Annotated in this window: 1 protein-coding gene; it reads left to right on the forward strand. The window is 59.2% G+C overall.

The annotated features are described in order from the left end of the window. Positions 1-39: 39 nt before the first annotated feature. Positions 40-22,533: an immunoglobulin-like domain-containing protein gene (locus ACYZTK_RS14740; protein ID WP_462010568.1), complete on the forward strand. Its 22,494-nt coding sequence runs from the start codon at positions 40-42 to the stop codon at positions 22,531-22,533. The last annotated feature ends 55 nt before the right edge of the window (positions 22,534-22,588 follow it).

A 22,588-nucleotide genomic window follows, 5' to 3' on the forward strand; every position in this document is an offset into this window, starting at 1 on the left:
ACATGGAAGTTTACTGAACGTGACACCGGAGAGTCTTCAATGAGCAGTGTTGTTGCCATCGTCAAAAGCATTGTTGGTCAAGTTTTCGTGGTGTCCCCAGAGGGCATTCGGCGTGTGCTTGTTGAAGGCGATCGCCTGTTCATTGGCGACCAGGTGGACACCGGCGCAGCCGGCGCGGTAACCCTCGAGCTGGCCGACGGCCGCACCGTGGACCTGGGTCGTGACACTCAATGGAGCGGCAGCGCCCCGGACTCCAGCGCCGCTCTGGCCGAAGCGACCGCCCAAGCCGCGCCGTCGGTTGAAGAACTGCAACAAGCCATCGTTGCCGGCGCCGACCCGACCAAAGACCTGGAAGCCACCGCTGCAGGCCCGACCGCTGCAAGCAATGGCGGCGCAGCAGGCGGCGGTCACAGCTTTGTGATGCTCGACGCAACCGCTGGCCGGGTCGACCCAACCATTGGTTTTCCAACCGCAGGTTTCGGTGCTGTGCCGCTGACTGCGCTGGAAACTGTTGATAACCAGAACAACACAAACAACAACGCCGAGGTTGACGCCCCGCTCACCTCGACGCTGAGCCTGGGCGCGACGCCGACCATCACCGAGGCCGGTGGTGTGTTGGTTTACACCGCGAACCTGAGCCAGGCACCTCTGAGTGACCTGACCATCACGCTGTCCAACGGCGCAGTGATCGTCATTCCTGCGGGCCAGACCACGGGCACCGTCAACGTGCCGCTCGCGCCAAACGACACTGTCTACAACGACCCGAGCCAGATCGAAGTAACCGTCACCGGCACCACCGGCGGCGGAATCACTGTTACGCCTCCGACCGCTCCCGCCGTGACCCAGGTGACTGACACCGTCGACACGACTACCGTCACGCTGACCGCCGGCCCGACTGTTGTTGAAGGGGGGGCGATCACCTACACCGCTACATTGACCAATCCGGCTCAGACGCCGGTGACCGTGACCTTGAGCAATGGCTCGGTCATCACCATTGGCGCGGGTCAGACCACTGGCACCGTGAACGTGCCGACTCCGGCCAATGACGTGTACAACAATGGCAGCACTGTCAGCACCACGATCACTGGCGCTATTGGCGGCAATTTTGAAAACCTGGTGCCGAGCACTACGCCAGCCGTAACCACCGTCACCGATTCGATCGATGCTACCGCTGTCACCCTGACTGCAGGCTCGACTGTGGTTGAAGGCGGCGCGATTACCTACACCGCTACCTTGACCAACCCGGCTGGCACCCCGGTGACTGTGACCTTGAGCAATGGCTCGGTCATTACTATCGGCGCTGGGCAGACCACGGGCTCTGTTGTAGTCGACACTCCGGCCAATGACGTTTATGTCAACGGCAGCACCGTCAGCACCACCATTACTGGCGCGACCGGCGGCAACTTTGAAAACTTGGTGCCGAGCACGACCCCAGCCGTTACCACCATCACCGACTCGATCGATGCCACCGCCGTCACCCTGACCGCAGGTTCGACTGTTGTTGAAGGCGGCGCGATTACCTACACCGCTACCTTGACCAACCCGGCTGGCACCCCGGTGACTGTGACCTTGAGCAATGGCTCGGTCATTACTATCGGCGCTGGGCAGACCACGGGCTCTGTTGTAGTCGACACTCCGGCCAATGACGTTTATGTCAACGGCAGCACCGTCAGCACCACCATTACTGGCGCGACCGGCGGCAACTTTGAAAACTTGGTGCCGAGCACGACCCCAGCCGTTACCACCATCACCGACTCGATCGATGCCACCGCCGTCACCCTGACCGCAGGTTCGACTGTTGTTGAAGGCGGCGCGATTACCTACACCGCTACCTTGACCAACCCGGCTGGCACTCCGGTGACTGTGACCTTGAGCAATGGCTCGGTGATTACTATTGGCGCTGGGCAGACCACTGGTTCCGTCGTGGTCGAAACTCCGGCCAACGACGTTTATGTCAACGGCAGCACCGTCAGCACCACGATCACTGGGGCTACTGGCGGCAACTTTGAAAACCTGGTGCCGAGTACTACGCCAGCTGTTACCACTGTCACCGATTCGATCGATGCTACCGCCGTCACTCTGACTGCAGGCTCGACTGTGGTTGAAGGCGGCGCGATCACCTACACCGCGACATTGACCAATCCTGCTGGCACTCCGGTGACTGTGACCTTGAGCAATGGCTCGGTCATTACTATTGGCGCTGGGCAGACCACTGGTTCCGTGAACGTGCCGACTCCGGCCAATGACGTGTACAACAATGGCAGCACTGTCAGCACCACGATCACTGGCGCTACCGGCGGCAACTTTGAAAACTTGGTGCCGAGCACGACCCCAGCCGTTACCACCATCACCGACTCGATCGATGCCACCGCCGTCACCCTGACTGCAGGCTCGACTGTGGTTGAAGGCGGCGCGATCACCTACACCGCGACATTGACCAATCCTGCTGGCACTCCGGTGACTGTGACCTTGAGCAATGGCTCGGTCATTACTATTGGCGCTGGGCAGACCACTGGTTCCGTCGTGGTCGAAACTCCGGCCAACGACGTTTATGTCAACGGCAGCACCGTCAGCACCACGATCACTGGCGCTACCGGCGGCAACTTTGAAAACTTGGTGCCGAGCACGACCCCAGCCGTTACCACCATCACCGACTCGATCGATGCCACCGCCGTCACCCTGACCGCAGGTTCGACTGTTGTTGAAGGCGGCGCGATTACCTACACCGCTACCTTGACCAACCCGGCTGGCACTCCGGTGACTGTGACCTTGAGCAATGGCTCGGTCATTACTATTGGCGCTGGGCAGACCACTGGTTCCGTCGTGGTCGAAACTCCGGCCAACGACGTTTATGTCAACGGCAGCACCGTCAGCACCACGATCACTGGCGCTACCGGCGGCAACTTTGAAAACTTGGTGCCGAGCACGACCCCAGCCGTTACCACCATCACCGACTCGATCGATGCCACCGCCGTCACCCTGACCGCAGGTTCGACTGTTGTTGAAGGCGGCGCGATTACCTACACCGCTACCTTGACCAACCCGGCTGGCACTCCGGTGACTGTGACCTTGAGCAATGGCTCGGTCATTACTATTGGCGCTGGGCAGACCACTGGTTCCGTCGTGGTCGAAACTCCGGCCAACGACGTTTATGTCAACGGCAGCACCGTCAGCACCACGATCACTGGGGCTACTGGCGGCAACTTTGAAAACTTGGTGCCGAGTACTACGCCAGCTGTTACCACCGTCACCGACTCGATCGATGCCACCGCCGTCACCCTGACCGCAGGTTCGACTGTTGTTGAAGGCGGCGCGATTACCTACACCGCTACCTTGACCAACCCGGCTGGCACTCCGGTGACTGTGACCTTGAGCAATGGCTCGGTCATTACTATTGGCGCTGGGCAGACCACTGGTTCCGTCGTGGTCGAAACTCCGGCCAACGACGTTTATGTCAACGGCAGCACCGTCAGCACCACGATCACTGGCGCTACCGGCGGCAACTTTGAAAACTTGGTGCTGAGTACTACTCCAGCCGTTACCACCATCACCGATCGCATCGATACCGTCACTGTGACAATCGAAAGTGCTGGCGACGTGCTGGAAAACGCTGCGCCGACCTTCACCATCAAGGTTGATCAGAAGCTGGATCATAACCTGACCGTGACCCTGAGCAATGGCCAGACCGTAACTATCGCGGCCGGTGCAACTCAGACCTCCTACACCTTGCCTGTTCAGGGCGATGACGTTTACAAGGATGGCGAGACCATCAAGCTGGGCATTACTGGTGCGGCGGCCGAAGGTAAAACTTTCGAAAACCTGGTCATCGGTAATGAAGCTCAAGTTGTTGTTGGTGATACCACCAGTGAAGTGATCGCGACCCTGACTGCAGACAAAACGACTGTCGCGGAAGGTGGTTCGGTTACTTACACCGTCACCCTGACCAACGCCGCAGGCCTGCCGATCAATAATCACGGAGAACTGACGTTCACTCTGACTGACGGCACCCAGATCAAAGTCCCAGCCAACGGCAACGTTGGCACCGCGACAATTGTTGCGCCGGATGACATCCTGGTCGGTGGTCAGCCGACCATCGTTAACAAACTGGAAGGCGTCAGCGGTGCAGACAACTTCGAGCAGCTGACCCTGGGTCAGAATGCGCTTGAAACGACCGTTACTGACGAACCTACCGGTCAAGGCGACGCGGTCAACATCAGCATCACTGGCAACAGCCCAGTCCTGGAAAACCAGGGCGCAGCTTTCACTATCAAGCTCGACAAAGCCCAGCTGCAACCGGTCACTGTGACCTTGAGCGACGGTAAAACTGTGGTCTTCGCGGCAGGCGAAACCGAGAAGGTCCACACCCTGGCGCCGCAAGGCGACGACGTCTACAAAGACGGCGAAACGGTGGAACTGAGCATTTCCAGCGCGACCTCCAATGGCGCGGCGCTGGAGAATCCTTCGATTGGTGGCCCAGCGTCGGTGACCATCGGCGACACCACCAGTGAAGTGTTCGCCACCCTGACGGCGGATAAAACCACCGTGGCGGAAGGCGGCCAAGTCACCTACACCGTGACCCTGACCACCAGCACCGGTCTGCCACTGACCAACCATCCTGAGCTGACTTTTAAGCTCACCGATGGCACCACCATTACTGTCCCTGCTAACAGCATCACTGGCCAAGCCACCATCACGGCTGCCGATGACATCGCAGTGGGCGGTCAACCGACCATCGTCAACAAACTGGTATCGGTCGAAGGTGCAGGCACCTACGAACAACTGACCCTCGGTCAGAACGCGGTGGAAACCAAGGTCACTGATGAGCCAGGTTCGGGTACTCCAACCGACAACCAAGGCGATGCCGTTGGCATCACCATCACCGGCAACGGTCCCGTTCAGGAAAACCAGGGCGCAGCGTTCACCATAAAGCTCGACAAGGCTCAAGACCATCCCGTTACCGTGAAGCTGAGCGACGGTGCGACGTTGGTCTTCGCCGCAGGCCAAACCGAGAAAGTCCACACCCTGGCGCCGCAAGGCGACGACGTCTACAAAGACGGCGAAACGGTAGAACTGAGCATTACCGGCGCGACCTCGAATGGCGCAGCGCTGGAAAATCCAACCATCGGCGGCCCAGCGTCGGTCACCATCGGCGACACCACCAGTGAAGTGTTCGCCACCCTGACTGCAGACAAAACCACCGTGGCTGAAGGCGGCCAAGTCACTTACACCGTGACCCTGACCACCAGCACGGGTCTGCCGCTGACCAACCATCCTGAGCTGACCTTCAAGCTCACCGATGGCACGTTGATTACCGTTCCTGCCAATAGCATCACTGGCCAGGCGACTATCACGGCTGCTGACGACATCGCAGTGGGCGGCCAACCGACCATCGTCAACAAACTGGTATCGGTCGAAGGTGCAGGCACCTACGAAAAACTGACCCTGGGCGAGAACGCGGTGCAAACCGCTGTTACCGACGAACCAACCGGTCAAGGCGATGCCGTCGGCATCACCATCACCGGTAACGGCCCCGTTCAGGAAAACCAGGGCGCAGCCTTCACCATCAAGCTCGACAAAGCTCAAGATCACCCCGTGACCGTCAAGCTGAGCGACGGTGCGACCCTGGTCTTCGCCGCAGGCCAAACCGAGAAGGTCCACACCCTCGCCCCACAAGGCGACGACGTCTACAAAGACGGCGAAACGGTAGAACTGAGCATTACCGGCGCGACCTCGAATGGCGCGGCGCTGGAAAATCCAACCATCGGTGGCCCAGCTTCGGTCACCATCGGCGACACCACCAGTGAAGTCTTCGCGACTTTGACTGCAGACAAAACGACTGTGGCGGAAGGCGGTTCGGTGACATACACCGTGACCCTCACCACCAGCACCGGTCTGCCGCTGACCAACCATCCTGAGCTGACCTTCAAGCTCACCGACGGCACCTTTATCAAAGTGCCGGCGAACAGCGTCACTGGCCAGACAACCATCACAGTTGCCGACGACATCTCGGTGGGCGGTCAACCGACCATCGTCAACAAGCTGGAATCGGTTGAAGGCGCAGGCACCTACGAAAAACTGACTCTGGGCGAGAACGCGGTGCAAACCGCTGTGACTGACGAACCTGCCGGTCAAGGCGATGCCGTCGGCATCACCATTACCGGTAACGGTCCCGTTCAGGAAAACCAGGGCGCAGCGTTCACCATCAAGCTCGACAAGGCTCAAGACCATCCCGTTACTGTGAAGCTGAGCGACGGTGCGACCCTGGTTTTCGCCGCAGGCCAAACCGAGAAGGTCCACACCCTCGCCCCACAAGGCGACGACGTCTACAAAGACGGCGAAACGGTGGAACTGAGCATTACCGGCGCCACCTCCAATGGCGCGGCGCTGGAGAATCCTTCGATTGGTGGCCCAGCTTCGGTCACCATCGGCGACACCACCAGTGAAGTGTTCGCCACCCTGACTGCAGACAAAACGACTGTTGCTGAAGGCGGCCAAGTCACTTACACCGTGACCCTGACCACCAGCACCGGTCTGCCACTGACCAACCATCCTGAGCTGACCTTCAAGCTCACCGATGGCACGTTGATTACCGTTCCTGCCAATAGCATCACTGGCCAGGCGACCATCACGGCTGCTGACGACATCGCAGTGGGCGGCCAACCGACCATCGTCAACAAACTGGTATCGGTTGAAGGTGCAGGCAGCTACGAAAAACTGACTCTGGGCGAGAACGCGGTGCAAACCGCTGTGACCGACGAACCAACCGGTCAAGGCGATGCTGTTGGCATCACCATTACCGGTAACGGTCCCGTTCAGGAAAACCAGGGCGCAGCGTTCACCATCAAGCTCGACAAGGCTCAAGACCATCCCGTTACTGTGAAGCTGAGCGACGGTGCGACCCTGGTCTTCGCCGCAGGCCAAACCGAGAAAGTCCACACCCTGGCGCCGCAAGGCGACGACGTCTACAAAGACGGCGAAACGGTGGAACTGAGCATTACCGACGCGACCTCCAATGGCGCAGCGCTGGAAAATCCAACCATCGGCGGCCCAGCGTCGGTCACCATCGGCGACACCACCAGTGAAGTGTTCGCCACCCTGACTGCAGACAAAACGACTGTGGCGGAAGGCGGTTCGGTGACTTACACCGTGACCCTGACCACCAGCACCGGTCTGCCACTGACCAACCATCCTGAGCTGACCTTCAAGCTCACCGACGGCACCTTTATCAAAGTGCCGGCGAACAGCGTCACTGGCCAGACAACCATCACAGTTGCCGACGATATCTCGGTGGGCGGTCAACCGACCATCGTCAACAAGCTGGTATCGGTCGAAGGTGCAGGCACCTACGAACAACTGACCCTCGGTCAGAACGCGGTGGAAACCAAGGTCACTGATGAGCCAGGTTCGGGTACTCCAACCGACAACCAAGGCGATGCCGTTGGCATCACCATCACCGGCAACGGTCCCGTTCAGGAAAACCAGGGCGCAGCGTTCACCATCAAGCTCGACAAGGCTCAAGACCATCCCGTTACCGTGAAGCTGAGCGACGGTGCGACCCTGGTTTTCGCCGCAGGCCAAACCGAGAAGGTCCACACCCTCGCCCCACAAGGCGACGACGTCTACAAAGACGGCGAAACGGTGGAACTGAGCATTACCGGCGCCACCTCCAATGGCGCGGCGCTGGAGAATCCTTCGATTGGTGGCCCAGCTTCGGTCACCATCGGCGACACCACCAGTGAAGTGTTCGCCACCCTGACTGCAGACAAAACGACTGTTGCTGAAGGCGGCCAAGTCACTTACACCGTGACCCTGACCACCAGCACCGGTCTGCCACTGACCAACCATCCTGAGCTGACCTTCAAGCTCACCGATGGCACGTTGATTACCGTTCCTGCCAATAGCATCACTGGCCAGGCGACCATCACGGCTGCTGACGACATCGCAGTGGGCGGCCAACCGACCATCGTCAACAAACTGGTATCGGTTGAAGGTGCAGGCAGCTACGAAAAACTGACTCTGGGCGAGAACGCGGTGCAAACCGCTGTGACCGACGAACCAACCGGTCAAGGCGATGCTGTTGGCATCACCATTACCGGTAACGGTCCCGTTCAGGAAAACCAGGGCGCAGCGTTCACCATCAAGCTCGACAAGGCTCAAGACCATCCCGTTACTGTGAAGCTGAGCGACGGTGCGACCCTGGTCTTCGCCGCAGGCCAAACCGAGAAAGTCCACACCCTGGCGCCGCAAGGCGACGACGTCTACAAAGACGGCGAAACGGTGGAACTGAGCATTACCGACGCGACCTCCAATGGCGCAGCGCTGGAAAATCCAACCATCGGCGGCCCAGCGTCGGTCACCATCGGCGACACCACCAGTGAAGTGTTCGCCACCCTGACTGCAGACAAAACGACTGTGGCGGAAGGCGGTTCGGTGACTTACACCGTGACCCTGACCACCAGCACCGGTCTGCCACTGACCAACCATCCTGAGCTGACCTTCAAGCTCACCGATGGCACCACCATTACTGTCCCTGCTAACAGCATCACTGGCCAAGCCACCATCACGGCTGCCGATGACATCGGCCTTGGCGGCCAACCGACTATCGTCAACAAGCTGGAATCGGTTGAAGGCGCAGGCACCTACGAAAAACTGACTCTTGGCGAGAACGCGGTGCAAACCGCCGTTACTGACGAACCTGCCGGTCAAGGCGATGCCGTTGGCATCACCATCACCGGTAACGGTCCCGTTCAGGAAAACCAGGGCGCAGCGTTCACCATCAAGCTCGACAAGGCTCAAGACCATCCCGTTACTGTGAAGCTGAGCGACGGTGCGACCCTGGTCTTCGCCGCAGGCCAAACCGAGAAAGTCCACACCCTGGCGCCGCAAGGCGACGACGTCTACAAAGACGGCGAAACGGTGGAACTGAGCATTACCGGCGCCACCTCCAATGGCGCAGCGCTGGAAAATCCAACCATCGGCGGCCCAGCGTCGGTCACCATCGGCGACACCACCAGTGAAGTGTTCGCCACCCTGACGGCAGACAAAACCACCGTGGCTGAAGGCGGCCAAGTCACCTACACCGTGACCCTGACCACCAGCACCGGTCTGCCGCTGACCAACCATCCTGAGCTGACCTTCAAGCTCACCGATGGCACCACCATTACTGTCCCTGCTAACAGCATCACTGGCCAAGCCACCATCACGGCTGCCGATGACATCGGCCTTGGCGGCCAACCGACTATCGTCAACAAGCTGGAATCGGTTGAAGGCGCAGGCACCTACGAAAAACTGACTCTTGGCGAGAACGCGGTGCAAACCGCCGTTACTGACGAACCTGCCGGTCAAGGCGATGCCGTTGGCATCACCATCACCGGTAACGGTCCCGTTCAGGAAAACCAGGGCGCAGCGTTCACCATCAAGCTCGACAAGGCTCAAGACCATCCCGTTACTGTGAAGCTGAGCGACGGTGCGACCCTGGTCTTCGCCGCAGGCCAAACCGAGAAAGTCCACACCCTGGCGCCGCAAGGCGACGACGTCTACAAAGACGGCGAAACGGTAGAACTGAGCATTACCGGTGCCACCTCGAATGGCGCGGCGCTGGAGAATCCTTCGATTGGTGGCCCAGCTTCGGTCACCATCGGCGACACCACCAGTGAAGTGTTCGCCACCCTGACGGCGGATAAAACCACCGTGGCGGAAGGCGGCCAAGTCACCTACACCGTGACCCTGACCACCAGCACGGGTCTGCCGCTGACCAACCATCCTGAGCTGACTTTTAAGCTCACCGATGGCACCACCATTACTGTCCCTGCTAACAGCATCACTGGCCAAGCCACCATCACGGCTGCCGATGACATCGGCCTTGGCGGTCAACCGACCATCGTCAACAAACTGGTATCGGTCGAAGGTGCAGGCACCTACGAACAACTGACCCTCGGTCAGAACGCGATGGAAACCAAGGTCACTGATGAGCCAGGTTCGGGTACTCCAACCGACAACCAAGGCGATGCCGTTGGCATCACCATCACCGGTAACGGTCCCGTTCAGGAAAACCAGGGCGCAGCGTTCACCATCAAGCTCGACAAGGCTCAAGACCATCCCGTTACTGTGAAGCTGAGCGACGGTGCGACCCTGGTTTTCGCCGCAGGCCAAACCGAGAAGGTCCACACCCTCGCCCCACAAGGCGACGACGTCTACAAAGACGGCGAAACGGTAGAACTGAGCATTACCGGCGCGACCTCGAATGGCGCAGCGCTGGAGAATCCTTCGATTGGTGGCCCAGCGTCGGTGACCATCGGCGACACCACCAGTGAAGTCTTCGCGACTTTGACTGCAGACAAAACCACCGTGGCTGAAGGCGGCCAAGTCACCTACACCGTGACTCTGACCACCAGCACCGGTCTGCCACTGACCAACCATCCTGAGCTGACCTTCAAGCTCACCGACGGCACCTTTATCAAAGTGCCGGCGAACAGCGTCACTGGCCAGACAACCATCACAGTTGCCGACGATATCTCGGTGGGCGGTCAACCGACCATCGTCAACAAGCTGGTATCGGTCGAAGGTGCAGGCACCTACGAACAACTGACCCTCGGTCAGAACGCGGTGGAAACCAAGGTCACTGATGAGCCAGGTTCGGGTACTCCAACCGACAACCAAGGCGATGCCGTTGGCATCACCATCACCGGCAACGGTCCCGTTCAGGAAAACCAGGGCGCAGCGTTCACCATCAAGCTCGACAAGGCTCAAGACCATCCCGTTACCGTGAAGCTGAGCGACGGTGCGACCCTGGTTTTCGCCGCAGGCCAAACCGAGAAGGTCCACACCCTCGCCCCACAAGGCGACGACGTCTACAAAGACGGCGAAACGGTAGAACTGAGCATTACCGGTGCCACCTCCAATGGCGCAGCGCTGGAGAATCCTTCGATTGGTGGCCCAGCTTCGGTCACCATCGGCGACACCACCAGTGAAGTCTTCGCGACTTTGACTGCAGACAAAACCACCGTGGCTGAAGGCGGCCAAGTCACCTACACCGTGACTCTGACCACCAGCACCGGTCTGCCACTGACCAACCATCCTGAGCTGACCTTCAAGCTCACCGATGGCACGTTGATTACCGTTCCTGCCAATAGCATCACTGGCCAGGCGACCATCACGGCTGCTGACGACATCGCAGTGGGCGGCCAACCGACTATCGTCAACAAGCTGGTATCGGTCGAAGGTGCAGGCACCTACGAAAAACTGACCTTGGGTCAGAATGCGGTGGAAACCAAGGTCACTGATGAGCCGGGTTCGGGTACTCCAACCGACAACCAAGGCGATGCCGTTGGCATCACCATCACTGGTAACGGTCCCGTTCAGGAAAATCAGGGCGCAGCCTTCACCATCAAGCTCGACAAAGCTCAAGATCACCCAGTGACCGTCAAGCTGAGCGACGGTGCGACGTTGGTCTTCGCCGCTGGCCAAACCGAGAAGGTCCACACCCTGGCGCCGCAAGGCGACGACGTCTACAAAGACGGCGAAACGGTAGAACTGAGCATTACCGGTGCCACCTCCAATGGCGCAGCGCTGGAAAATCCAACCATCGGCGGCCCAGCGTCGGTCACCATCGGCGACACCACCAGTGAAGTCTTCGCGACTTTGACTGCAGACAAAACGACTGTGGCGGAAGGCGGCCAAGTCACTTACACCGTGACTCTGACCACCAGCACCGGTCTGCCACTGACCAACCATCCTGAGCTGACCTTCAAGCTCACCGATGGCACGTTGATTACCGTTCCTGCCAATAGCATCACTGGCCAGGCGACTATCACGGCTGCTGACGACATCGCAGTGGGCGGCCAACCGACCATCGTCAACAAACTGGTATCGGTCGAAGGTGCAGGCACCTACGAACAACTGACCCTCGGTCAGAACGCGGTGGAAACCAAGGTCACTGATGAGCCGGGTTCGGGTACTCCAACCGACAACCAAGGCGATGCCGTTGGCATCACCATTACCGGTAACGGTCCCGTTCAGGAAAACCAGGGCGCAGCGTTCACCATCAAGCTCGACAAAGCTCAAGATCACCCAGTGACCGTCAAGCTGAGCGACGGTGCGACCCTGGTCTTCGCCGCAGGCCAAACCGAGAAAGTCCACACCCTGGCGCCGCAAGGCGACGACGTCTACAAAGACGGCGAAACGGTGGAACTGAGCATTTCCAGCGCGACCTCCAACGGCGCAGCGCTGGAGAATCCTTCGATTGGTGGCCCAGCTTCGGTCACCATCGGCGACACCACCAGTGAAGTCTTCGCGACTTTGACTGCAGACAAAACGACTGTTGCTGAAGGCGGCCAAGTCACCTACACCGTGACCCTGACCACCAGCACCGGTCTGCCGCTGACCAACCATCCTGAGCTGACCTTCAAGCTCACCGATGGCACCACCATTACTGTCCCTGCTAACAGCATCACTGGCCAAGCCACCATCACGGCTGCCGATGACATCGCAGTGGGCGGCCAACCGACCATCGTCAACAAACTGGTATCGGTCGAAGGTGCAGGCACCTACGAACAACTGACCCTCGGTCAGAACGCGGTGGAAACCAAGGTCACTGATGAGCCGGGTTCGGGTACTCCAACCGACAACCAAGGCGATGCCGTTGGCATCACCATTACCGGTAACGGTCCCGTTCAGGAAAACCAGGGCGCAGCGTTCACCATCAAGCTCGACAAAGCTCAAGATCACCCAGTGACCGTCAAGCTGAGCGACGGTGCGACGTTGGTCTTCGCCGCTGGCCAAACCGAGAAGGTCCACACCCTGGCGCCGCAAGGCGACGACGTCTACAAAGACGGCGAAACGGTAGAACTGAGCATTACCGGTGCCACCTCCAATGGCGCAGCGCTGGAAAATCCAACCATCGGCGGCCCAGCGTCGGTCACCATCGGCGACACCACCAGTGAAGTCTTCGCGACTTTGACTGCAGACAAAACGACTGTGGCGGAAGGCGGCCAAGTCACTTACACCGTGACTCTGACCACCAGCACCGGTCTGCCACTGACCAACCATCCTGAGCTGACCTTCAAGCTTACCGACGGCACGTTGATTACCGTTCCTGCCAATAGCATCACTGGCCAGGCGACTATCACGGCTGCTGACGACATCGCAGTGGGCGGCCAACCGACTATCGTCAACAAGCTGGTATCGGTTGAAGGCGCAGGCACCTACGAACAACTGACCCTCGGTCAGAACGCGGTGGAAACCAAGGTCACTGATGAGCCGGGTTCGGGTACTCCAACCGACAACCAAGGCGATGCCGTCGGCATCACCATTACCGGTAACGGTCCCGTTCAGGAAAACCAGGGCGCCGCCTTCACCATCAAGCTCGACAAGGCTCAAGACCACCCAGTGACCGTCAAGCTGAGCGACGGTGCGACCCTGGTTTTCGCCGCAGGCCAAACCGAGAAAGTCCACACCCTGGCGCCGCAAGGCGACGACGTCTACAAAGACGGCGAAACGGTGGAACTGAGCATTTCCAGCGCGACCTCCAACGGCGCAGCGCTGGAGAATCCTTCGATTGGTGGCCCAGCTTCGGTCACCATCGGCGACACCACCAGTGAAGTCTTCGCGACTTTGACTGCAGACAAAACGACTGTTGCTGAAGGCGGCCAAGTCACTTACACCGTGACCCTGACCACCAGCACCGGTCTGCCGCTGACCAACCATCCTGAGCTGACTTTTAAGCTCACCGATGGCACCACCATTACTGTCCCTGCTAACAGCATCACTGGCCAAGCCACCATCACGGCTGCCGATGACATCGGCCTTGGCGGTCAACCGACCATCGTCAACAAGCTGGTATCGGTCGAAGGTGCAGGCACCTACGAACAACTGACCCTCGGTCAGAACGCGGTGGAAACCAAGGTCACTGATGAGCCAGGTTCGGGTACTCCAACCGACAACCAAGGCGATGCCGTTGGCATCACCATCACCGGTAACGGTCCCGTTCAGGAAAACCAGGGCGCAGCGTTCACCATCAAGCTCGACAAGGCTCAAGATCACCCAGTGACCGTCAAGCTGAGCGACGGTGCGACGTTGGTCTTCGCCGCAGGCCAAACCGAGAAAGTCCACACCCTGGCGCCGCAAGGCGACGACGTCTACAAAGACGGCGAAACGGTGGAACTGAGCATTACCGGCGCCACCTCCAATGGCGCAGCGCTGGAAAATCCAACCATCGGCGGCCCAGCTTCGGTCACCATCGGCGACACCACCAGTGAAGTGTTTGCGACTTTGACTGCAGACAAAACCACCGTGGCTGAAGGCGGCCAAGTCACCTACACCGTGACCCTGACCACCAGCACCGGTCTGCCACTGACCAACCATCCTGAGCTGACCTTCAAGCTTACCGACGGCACGTTGATTACCGTTCCTGCCAATAGCATCACTGGCCAGGCGACTATCACGGCTGCTGACGACATCGCAGTGGGCGGCCAACCGACTATCGTCAACAAGCTGGTATCGGTCGAAGGTGCAGGCACCTACGAAAAACTGACCTTGGGTCAGAATGCGGTGGAAACCAAGGTCACTGATGAGCCGGGTTCGGGTACTCCAACCGACAACCAAGGCGATGCCGTCGGCATCACCATCACCGGTAACGGCCCCGTTCAGGAAAATCAGGGCGCAGCCTTCACCATCAAGCTCGATAAAGCTCAGCTGCAACCGGTCACTGTGACCTTGAGCAACGGCAAAACCGTGGTCTTCGCTGCAGGCGAAACCGAGAAGGTGCACACCCTCGCCCCACAAGGCGACGACGTCTACACAGATGGTGGCAGCGTATCTCTGAGCATTACTGGCGCGACTTCGAATGGCGCGGCGCTGGAAAATCCAGTGATCGGCGGCCCAGCGTCGGTGGTTATCAACGACACCACCAGTGAAGTGTTTGCGACCCTGACGGCGGACAAAACCACCGTCGCGGAAGGCGGCCAAGTCACCTACACCGTGACCCTGACCACCAGCACCGGTCTGCCAATCAATAACCACCCTGAGCTGACCTTCAAGCTCACCGACGGTACGTTGATCAAGGTTCCAGCGAACAGCGTTACCGGCCAAACAACCATCACGGTTGCCGACGACATTGGCATTGGCGGCCAGCCGACCATCGTTAATAAGCTGGTTTCGGTGGAAGGCGCCAGCACCTACGAGAAGCTGACCCTGGGCCAAAACGCCCTGGAAACCAAGGTCACTGATGAGCCAGGTTCGGGTACGCCTACCAACAACCAGGGCGACCTGGTCGGCATCACCATCACCGGCAACGGCCCAGTCCTGGAAAACCAGGGCGCAGCGTTCACCATCAAGCTCGATAAAGCTCAGCTGCAACCGGTCACTGTGACCTTGAGCAACGGCAAAACCGTGGTCTTCGCCGCCGGCGAAACCGAGAAGGTCCACACCCTCGCCCCACAAGGCGACGACGTCTACACAGATGGTGGCAGCGTATCTCTGAGCATTACTGGCGCGACTTCGAATGGCGCGGCGCTGGAAAATCCAGTGATCGGCGGCCCAGCGTCGGTGGTTATCAACGACACCACCAGTGAAGTGTTTGCGACCCTGACGGCGGACAAAACCACCGTCGCGGAAGGCGGCCAAGTCACCTACACCGTGACCCTGACCACCAGCACCGGTCTGCCAATCAATAACCACCCTGAGCTGACCTTCAAGCTCACCGACGGTACGTTGATCAAGGTTCCAGCGAACAGCGTTACCGGCCAAACAACCATCACGGTTGCCGACGACATTGGCATTGGCGGCCAGCCGACCATCGTTAATAAGCTGGTTTCGGTGGAAGGCGCCAGCACCTACGAGAAGCTGACCCTGGGCCAAAACGCCCTGGAAACCAAGGTCACTGATGAGCCAGGTTCGGGTACGCCTACCAACAACCAGGGCGACCTGGTCGGCATCACCATCACCGGCAACGGCCCAGTCCTGGAAAACCAGGGCGCAGCGTTCACCATCAAGCTCGATAAAGCTCAGCTGCAACCGGTCACTGTGACCTTGAGCAACGGCAAAACCGTGGTCTTCGCTGCAGGCGAAACCGAGAAGGTGCACACCCTCGCCCCACAAGGCGACGACGTCTACACAGATGGTGGCAGCGTATCTCTGAGCATTACTGGCGCGACTTCGAATGGCGCGGCGCTGGAAAATCCAGTGATCGGCGGCCCAGCGTCGGTGGTTATCAACGACACCACCAGTGAAGTGTTTGCGACCCTGACGGCGGACAAAACCACCGTCGCGGAAGGCGGCCAAGTCACCTACACCGTGACCCTGACCACCAGCACCGGTCTGCCAATCAATAACCACCCTGAGCTGACCTTCAAGCTCACCGACGGTACGTTGATCAAGGTTCCAGCGAACAGCGTTACCGGCCAAACAACCATCACGGTTGCCGACGACATTGGCATTGGCGGCCAGCCGACCATCGTTAATAAGCTGGTTTCGGTGGAAGGCGCCAGCACCTACGAGAAGCTGACCCTGGGCCAAAACGCCCTGGAAACCAAGGTCACTGATGAGCCAGGTTCGGGTACGCCTACCAACAACCAGGGCGACCTGGTCGGCATCACCATCACCGGCAACGGCCCAGTCCTGGAAAACCAGGGCGCAGCGTTCACCATCAAGCTCGATAAAGCTCAGCTGCAACCGGTCACTGTGACCTTGAGCAACGGCAAAACCGTGGTCTTCGCCGCCGGCGAAACCGAGAAGGTCCACACCCTCGCCCCACAAGGCGACGACGTCTACACAGATGGTGGCAGCGTATCTCTGAGCATTACTGGCGCGACTTCGAATGGCGCGGCGCTGGAAAATCCAGTGATCGGCGGCCCAGCGTCGGTGGTTATCAACGACACCACCAGTGAAGTGTTTGCGACCCTGACGGCGGACAAAACCACCGTCGCGGAAGGCGGCCAAGTCACCTACACCGTGACCCTGACCACCAGCACCGGTCTGCCAATCAATAACCACCCTGAGCTGACCTTCAAGCTCACCGACGGTACGTTGATCAAGGTTCCAGCGAACAGCGTTACCGGCCAAACAACCATCACGGTTGCCGACGACATTGGCATTGGCGGCCAGCCGACCATCGTTAATAAGCTGGTTTCGGTGGAAGGCGCCAGCACCTACGAGAAGCTGACCCTGGGCCAAAACGCCCTGGAAACCAAGGTCACTGATGAGCCAGGTTCGGGTACGCCTACCAACAACCAGGGCGACCTGGTCGGCATCACCATCACCGGCAACGGCCCAGTCCTGGAAAACCAGGGCGCAGCGTTCACCATCAAGCTCGATAAAGCTCAGCTGCAACCGGTCACTGTGACCTTGAGCAACGGCAAAACCGTGGTCTTCGCTGCAGGCGAAACCGAGAAGGTGCACACCCTCGCCCCACAAGGCGACGACGTCTACACAGATGGTGGCAGCGTATCTCTGAGCATTACTGGCGCGACTTCGAATGGCGCGGCGCTGGAAAATCCAGTGATCGGCGGCCCAGCGTCGGTGGTTATCAACGACACCACCAGTGAAGTGTTTGCGACCCTGACGGCGGACAAAACCACCGTCGCGGAAGGCGGCCAAGTCACCTACACCGTGACCCTGACCACCAGCACCGGTCTGCCAATCAATAACCACCCTGAGCTGACCTTCAAGCTCACCGACGGTACGTTGATCAAGGTTCCAGCGAACAGCGTTACCGGCCAAACAACCATCACGGTTGCCGACGACATTGGCATTGGCGGCCAGCCGACCATCGTTAATAAGCTGGTTTCGGTGGAAGGCGCCAGCACCTACGAGAAGCTGACCCTGGGCCAAAACGCCCTGGAAACCAAGGTCACTGATGAGCCAGGTTCGGGTACGCCTACCAACAACCAGGGCGACCTGGTCGGCATCACCATCACCGGCAACGGCCCAGTCCTGGAAAACCAGGGCGCAGCGTTCACCATCAAGCTCGATAAAGCTCAGCTGCAACCGGTCACTGTGACCTTGAGCAACGGCAAAACCGTGGTCTTCGCCGCCGGCGAAACCGAGAAGGTCCACACCCTCGCCCCACAAGGCGACGACGTCTACACAGATGGTGGCAGCGTATCTCTGAGCATTACTGGCGCGACTTCGAATGGCGCGGCGCTGGAAAATCCAGTGATCGGCGGCCCAGCGTCGGTGGTTATCAACGACACCACCAGTGAAGTGTTTGCGACCCTGACGGCGGACAAAACCACCGTCGCGGAAGGCGGCCAAGTCACCTACACCGTGACCCTGACCACCAGCACCGGTCTGCCAATCAATAACCACCCTGAGCTGACCTTCAAGCTCACCGACGGTACGTTGATCAAGGTTCCAGCGAACAGCGTTACCGGCCAAACAACAATCACGGTTGCCGACGACATCTCGGTGGGTGGTCAACCGACTATCGTCAACAAGCTGGTATCGGTCACCGGTGCGGACACCTACGAAAAACTGACCCTGGGCGAGAATGCGGTGCAAACCGCCGTCACCGATGAACCAACCGGTCAAGGCGACCTGGTTGGCATCACCATCACCGGCAACGGCCCGGTCCTGGAAAACCAGGGCGCAGCCTTCACCATCAAGCTCGACAAGGCCCAGCTGCAACCGGTCACTGTGACCTTGAGCAACGGCAAAACCGTGGTCTTCGCTGCAGGCGAAACCGAGAAGGTGCACACCCTCGCTCCGCAAGGCGACGACGTCTACACAGACGGCGGCTCCGTACAACTAGGTATTACCGGCGCGACCTCCAATGGTAAGGCGCTGGAAAACCCAGCGATCGGCGGCCCAGCATCGGTCACCATCAACGACACCACCAACGAAGTCATCGCCAAACTGACTGTGGATAAAACCACCGTCGCCGAAGGCGGTCAGATCACCTACACCGTGACCCTGACCAGTAAAGACGGCTTACCGATCAACAACCACGAAGCGATGAGCTTCACCCTGAGCAACGGCAAGGTCATCAACATCGCCGCTAACGCCAGCTCCGGTTCGTTGCCGATAAACATCGCAGACGACGTCTACACCGGCGGCCAGCCTTCGTTGGTCAACAAGATCGAATCCGTCTCCGGCGGCAGCACGAAGTTCGAGCAACTGACCCTCGACAAGACCCCGCTGACCACCACCGTCACTGACGAGCCTTCAGGCCAAGGCGACAGAGTCACCGTGGGCATCAGCGGCGATACTTCAGTGGTTGAAGGCCAGACAGCGCATTACACGCTGAACCTGAGCAACACCGCCCAGAGCGATGTCTTTGTAACCCTGAAATACACCGGCACAGCGGCCAACAACGTCGACTTCACCGGTGTCATTACCGTCAAGATCCCGGCCAACAGCAATAGCGTCGGTTTCGATATCTCGACCATCAACGACAAGCTGGTGGAAGGTTCCGAGAACTTCGTTATTACCATCGACAAGGTCAGCGGCGGTAATTTCGAAAACCTCGCGATCGACTCTAACAAGGCCAGCGTTGATACGACCATTGTCGACAACGACCACGCACCGGTTGCAGCAAACAACGGTGTCACCGGTCTCGAAGACAAAGACCTGGTGCTGACATGGGACAACTTCAAAACCACCGACGTCGATAACGACAGCCCTCTGAGCGTGACCATCACGGATGTCGCCGGTCGTGGCGACCTGATGTTCAATGGCGCTGCGGGCTGGGTGAAAGTCGCGGCAGGCCAGGTCATCAGCCAGGCGGATATCGCTGCCGGCAAACTGAAATTCGTGCCAGTGGGCAACGAGTCCGGTGCTGACGGTTACGGTGGCACTGGTATCGGCAACAAGGCCGCCGACTACGCGCAGATCAAGTTCAAGCCTACCGATGGCTTCAACCAAGGCAACGAAGCGACACTCAAAGTCGACATTACTCCGGTAGCTGACAAGCCGACGCTGACTGTCGACGGCAATGCCGTGACCTCGACTGGCTTGCTCAAGGAAGTCTGGACCAACCTGTCCGGCTTGAGCGCAGGTTATGACGGTACCGCTGGTAACGGTGTGGCAACTGCGACCCTGAAGTCGGTGATTGATGCTGCGAAGAATCCGAACAGCACCAGCACCTCGACCAACATCCAGTCCAGTGGCGATACCGGTGTGGGTCTCGCATCCAAAACGTCTGGCCTGATCTACCTGGAAGCCGGCAAGACTTACAGCTTCAGCGGCAGCGCTGACGACAGTCTGCTGGTGACCATTGGCGGCAAGGACGTGGCCAGTGCGTTGTGGGGTAAAGGCGGAGCCATCTCTGGCACAGGCTTCAAGCCGACTACCAGCGGCTACTACACCATCGACATCTATCACCACAACCAGAGTGGTCCGGGCAGCTACGACGTCAATCTGTCGGTCAACGGCGCAACCGCTGTAGACCTGAGCAGTTCCGGCATTCCGCTGTACACCGGCGTGGCCAACCTGGCCGCATCCGGCGTGACGGTTTCCGACCTGCACGGCACCAATGGCGAAGGTTACTACGAGGGCTACAAGCTCAACGAAGGCGCGGAAAACGGCAGCGTACACCTGTCGAAAATCACCACCGCGCTGACCGACACCGATGGTTCGGAAAGCCTCAGCGTGACCATCAGCGGCTTCCCAAAAGGCATGGTGCTGAGCGACGACGCGGGCCATAGCTGGACCGTGGGCACCGATGGCTCGGCGAATGTGACTGGCTGGAACCTGGCCAACCTGACCCTGACACCACCGGCTTACTACAACGGCAAGTTCGACCTGACCGTGACCTCGACTTCCACCGAGCAACTGGGTGGATCGGCTTCGAGTACGGCGACGATTCCGGTCACGATTTATCCGGCCACGTACAACCCGATCACGCTGACTGCGGGCAACGACGTTCAGGACGGCACCTTCGGCAACGATATCATCGTGGCGGACATCGCCGGCCTGACGACGACACCGGGTCAGAACTACAACATTGCCTTCATGGTCGACAGTTCGGGCAGCATGAGCGCCTCCTCCGTGACATCGGCCAAGAACTCCTTGATAGCGGTATTTACCTCGCTGATCGCCAGTGCCACATCGCAAGGCACCAACCCGGGCAGCGTGAAGGTGTTCCTGGTGGACTTCGATACCCAAGTGAACAAATCGATCTCGGTCGACTTGTCGAGCAAGGGCGCGCTGGACAGCTTGAAGACCGTGCTCGAGAGCATGAAGTCAGCTGGCTGGACCAACTACGAGGACGTGTTCAAGACCACAGCCAACTGGTTCCACAGTGACGAGGCGATGAGCAACACCGGTGCGACTAACCTGACTTACTTCATTACTGACGGCGAGCCAACTGCCTATACGTCCTACGAGGTGGTGAATCCAAAAGTCGTCGACTACTGGTCTAACAACACTAGCGACATCAACCTCGACAGTCTGATGAAGGCCGGAGATTACACGCCTGGTACTGCGTTCAGCACGATGATCGGCGGCAAACTGCGGACGTTGGTCGATTCCAGCGGTAACGTTTACAAATGGACCCAGGACTCCGGCGGCAATTGGTCATCCTCGAAGATCGACAGCAGCTTGAGGATTCATGCGCAGGGCGACGGTACCTACGAGCTGTCTTACAACGACGGCGAAGGCAGAGTCGACCGCAACAGTGCACGGGATGCAGGGCTGGCACTCGCTCTGTTCGCAGCCGCTAACTCGACCGTACAGGCCATTGGCCTGAACAATGGGGTAACGGAAAGCGACCTGGCTCCGTACAACACCACCAAAGGCAAACCGCTGGCCAACATCAACCCTGATGACCTGGCCAATGCGATCCTCGGCCATAGCGAGGCGACACTGCCAGGTAGCGACACCATCAATGGTGGAGATGGCAACGACATCGTCTTCGGTGACCTGGTGAGCTTCAACGGGGTCACGGGTGAAGGCTACACCGCGCTGCAAGCGTTCGTCGGTCAGGAAACCGGTGTCGAAACCAACAAGGTCACCCCAAGCAACGTGCACCAGTTCGTTACCGAGAACTACAAAGTGTTCGACGTATCGGGTGCTCATGATGGCAACGATACGCTGCTAGGTGGTGCCGGCGATGACATCATCTTCGGCCAGGGCGGCGACGATAAACTCTACGGCGGCAGCGGCAACGACATCCTGCTCGGCGGAACCGGCAATGACCTGCTCGACGGTGGCGACGGCAATGACATCCTCATCGGCGGCAAGGGTGATGACACCCTGATCGGCGGACTGGGTGGCGACACCTTCGTCTGGAAAGCAGGCGATGCCGGTAACGACGTGATCAAGGACTTCAAGGCCGCCGAAGGTGACCGCATCGACCTGCGTGACTTGTTGCAGGGCGAGACCGGCGGCACCATCGATAACTTCCTGAAGATCACCACGGTGGGTGGCGTTTCGTCGCTGGAAGTGAACTCTGCGGGCAAGTTCAACAGTAACGACGCCGCAGCTGCCAAGGCCGATGTGACGATCAAGCTGGAGGGCAACAACTGGTCCACCGCCAACCTGCACAACCTGATTGCCGGTAGCGATCCGACCATCAAGGTTGATCACAACAACAGCTGATAGCCAGCGGATGGCCGCCCAAACCGGGCGGCCATCACGTTTGCGACAATCACCC

Source organism: Pseudomonas sp. LB3P31 (assembly GCF_054897945.1).

Excerpts from the sequence above, each read along its gene's own strand:
- ACYZTK_RS14740 (WP_462010568.1), top strand. The coding sequence starts at position 40 with ATGAGCAGTGTTGTTGCCATCGTCAAAAGCATTGTTGGTCAAGTTTTC.